At 53.2% G+C, this 3,465-nt stretch carries 4 protein-coding genes; 1 reads left to right on the top strand and 3 read right to left on the bottom strand.

What is annotated here, in order from left to right:
* The 3 genes from AC1DUA_RS29515 to pyk form a co-directional block, all read right to left on the bottom strand.
* A partial coding sequence (locus tag AC1DUA_RS29515; RefSeq protein WP_477503135.1) for a hypothetical protein occupies window positions 1-410 on the bottom strand: 410 nt, incomplete at its 3' end.
* Window positions 388-1,344: a UV DNA damage repair endonuclease UvsE gene (uvsE, locus tag AC1DUA_RS29510; protein ID WP_477503134.1), complete on the bottom strand. Its 957-nt coding sequence runs from the start codon at window positions 1,342-1,344 to the stop codon at window positions 388-390. The genes uvsE and AC1DUA_RS29515, both read right to left, overlap by 23 nt.
* A 125-nt stretch (window positions 1,345-1,469) precedes the next feature.
* Window positions 1,470-2,882 carry a pyruvate kinase gene (gene pyk / locus AC1DUA_RS29505; protein WP_477503133.1) on the bottom strand — a complete coding sequence of 471 codons (1,413 nt, stop codon included), beginning with the start codon at window positions 2,880-2,882 and terminating at the stop codon, window positions 1,470-1,472.
* A gap of 119 nt (window positions 2,883-3,001) precedes the next feature.
* Between pyk and AC1DUA_RS29500 the strand changes: the two genes are divergently transcribed.
* Window positions 3,002-3,465: AraC family ligand binding domain-containing protein (locus AC1DUA_RS29500; RefSeq protein ID WP_477503132.1), on the top strand; the 464-nt coding region annotated here is incomplete at its 3' end.

Genomic DNA, 3,465 nt, shown 5'->3' with positions numbered 1-3,465 from the left:
GCAGCCCGTCCTCCCGCAGCCCGTCCTCCCGCAGCCCGTCCTCCCGCAGCCCGTCCTCCTGCAGCCCGTCCTCCTGCAGCCCGTCCTCCCGCAGCCCGTCCTCCCGCAGCCCGTCCTCCCGCAGCCCGTCCTCCTGCAGCCCGTCCTCCTGCAGCCCGTCCTCCTGCAGCCCGTCCTCCCGCAGCCTGTCCTCCCGCAGCCCGTCCTCCCGCAGCCCGTCCTCCCGCAGCCCGTCCTCCCGCAGTCCGTCCTCCTGCAGTCCGTCCTCCGCAGCTCACCCAGCTGCCCAACCCCACATAGCTCAGCTGAAGCACCGCTTCCGTGGAATACAAAAAGACCGTAAAACCCAGCGGAATCCGCTCAGTCCTACGGTCTTCTTGGCTACCTCTACCACTCCAAAATGCCGCCATCGATTCGCTTAATGCCGCGGATCTTGCCCAGCTGCTCCGCCAGCCGGAACAAGGAGAGATCCTTCATCTTCGCCTCAATCATGACGTCGACGCGGTCGAGTCCTGCTTCTTTGCAGCTTTTGAGAAAAGCGACCAGCTGTTCCGGCTCAATGTAGTCAGCATGGGAGCGAAACTCCTTCGTATCCTTGGGAGACTTCGGAGACGAAACATGGATTTTCATGGGGACATCCCCCCAAGTATTTGCGATCTGCGGGAGCAGCTCCTGAGGCGAGGCCTCCGAGGGGTTGCACCAGTCATGATGCAAATCCAGCATGCAGGGACGCTGCAGCCTCTGGCTCACGGCGAGGGTTTCCTCGAGCGTGTAGGTTTTATCGTCATTTTCAAAAGTGAGCCGCCGCATAATATGATCCGGCACCTCGGGGGTCTTCGCATAAAGCCGCTCCGTCGCGGCTGCTTTGTCGCCATACACGCCTCCGACGTGGATGTTGATAATGGCCGATTCATCGAGCCCCATCCCATCGAGAATCGCCGCATGGTAGCGCAAATCTTGAATCGCCGCAGCTACGACCGCGTCGCTCCCGTTCAGCAACGTGAACTGGTTGGGATGCATACTCAGGCGAATGTCATGCGCTCTCGCGAAGTTGCCGAGCTTCGCGAGCTCGTCTTTGTATTCACCAGCTACGTCAATTTGCACATCAGGATGAGTGGCTAGCGGAATGAGCGACGAGGATAGACGAAACAAGCGAATCCCATGAGCGGCATTGTAAAAGAGGATGCGCTGAGTTGCTTCGAGATTTTTGCGTCCGATATCAATCGCACGCTGAATGGCTTCCTCACGCGGACGCTGGGAGAACAGCTTGTAAGTAAAAGTCGAGCTGGGGGTATTATTAAAAATCGCAAGCGCGATCGATACGAATCCGAGTCGAATAATCATGGAACCTCCCATTGAAAGTGCCTTATAAAGTTATCGTTAATGTGCCCTCTGGCTGATATTTTAAGGCATAAAAGCAAGAAAAGACACCCAGAAGGCGTCTTTATCTTTATCCGAATTATTTCATCTTAAACCCGCTCAACCTTCAACAGGTTCGTAGTCCCCGATTTCCCTACAGGAACACCGGCGGAAACGACAGTAAGGTCGCCTTTTTTCACATAGCCAAGTGTCTCAGCTTGTTCGATAGCCGAGCGAATCATCGCATCGGTAGAATCGCAGAACTCGCCATGGATCGGGATCACGCCCTGTACCATGCTAAGCAAGTTGATCGCGTACTCGTTGGACGTCACCGCGATAATCGGTGCTTCCGGACGATACTTGGCGATCATCCGTGCAGTAAAGCCGCTCTCTGTCGGCGTCAGAATCGCCGCAGCTTTCAGCTTGTTCGCGGAGGTTACAACCGCTTGGCACAGCACTTCCGTCACTTCGTTGTTCGATTGCAGCTGTGCGTCAATCATGGAGCTGCGCTCCATCGTCTGCTCAACGCGCTCAGCAATTGTCGCCATCATCGTCACGGACTCGATGGGATACTTGCCAGCGGCAGTCTCGCCGGAAAGCATGACCATGTCGCTGCCGTCAAGTACGGCATTCGCAACATCGCTCACTTCAGCGCGCGTCGGACGCGGGTTACGCTGCATAGAATCAAGCATTTGCGTTGCTGTAATAACCGGCTTGCCGGCTAGATTACAAGCACGGATCATATCTTTTTGCGCGATTGGCACTTCTTCTGTAGGAATTTCTACCCCAAGATCACCGCGTGCAACCATGATACCATCAGAAGCCTCGAGAATAGAAGCGAAGTTCGTCATGCCTTCTTCGTTCTCAATTTTCGAGATAATCGGCGTATTGCCTGCGCCATGCTGTTCCAGAATGCCGCGAACTTCCTGAACATCGTTCCCGTTACGGACGAAGGACATCGCCACGATGGAGATATTTTCCTCAACACCGAATTTAATGTGCATCACGTCACGCTCAGTTACACCTGGAAGAGATGTGCGCACACCTGGCAAGTTCACGCCTTTGCGCTGCTTCAGAACACTTTGATTCAAAACGCTGCAGATCACTTCCGTGCCATCGATGGATTCAACACGAAGCTCAATGGAACCGTCATCGATGAGGACAAGGTTGCCTGGCTTAACGTCCTGCGGGAGGCCGGGGTAATTCACGGAAACACGGCTGCCGTCGCCGATGATTTGTTCGGTCGTCAAGACGATACGATCGCCTGTTTTCAAATCATAGGAAGCATCTTTCAGTTGCCCGATGCGGATTTCCGGTCCTTTGATATCCATCAGAATCGGAACGACAACACCTAACTCTTGAGCTGCTTGACGAACGCGCTGAATGCGTCCGCGGTGCTCATCCAAATCGCCATGGGCCATATTTAGTCGGGCAACGCTCATACCGGAGCGAATTAATTCCTTCAGTGTCGGGATGGAGTCGCAAGCAGGTCCCATGGTGCAAATGATTTTCGTTTTACGCATTGTTTAGGACTTCCTTTCGTTGTGGACGAATCAATTTTGGCTTCATTATATGCCTTATTTCGACAAAACTCCATGAAATATAGTATGCTATATGAAATATAGTATGTAGGTGATGGGAAATGAAGGTAACGAATTACACATATGATAAAAGCAGCAATTGGTACGGGGAATCACAGGAGGGCTGTCAGGATTGGACACTTGTACTTGTAACTTACGGTCGCTGCGTGTATTGGATTGAGGAGAAAAAGCAAGTGCTGGAGAAGGGGCAATGGCTGCTCATCCCGAGCAGTATTCCCTTTTATGGGCGAAGTGTTCCAACCATGCTCCACGAAAAATATGTCGTTCAATTTGATCCGGAAGCCGTACAAGCGTCTTTCCCACTTTTTAAGCATTCTAGTGCCGCAAGCCGAATCACAAGCAAGTACGAACTGATTCTCGACCGGCTGCGGCACATTCATCAGCAATGGCAAGACAAACAGCCCTATTATCAGACGCTGTGTGAAGCGCTGCTAACAGAGCTGTTCGTTTATTTGCATAGAGAGTGGGACCAGGAAGCCGCAACAAGCGCTACACTGCAGCTAGT

This window comes from Paenibacillus sp. 01T422 (genome assembly GCF_056398785.1).
Note: the sequence above shows the minus strand (reverse complement) of the source record. Positions and strands in the feature narration are given on the sequence as shown.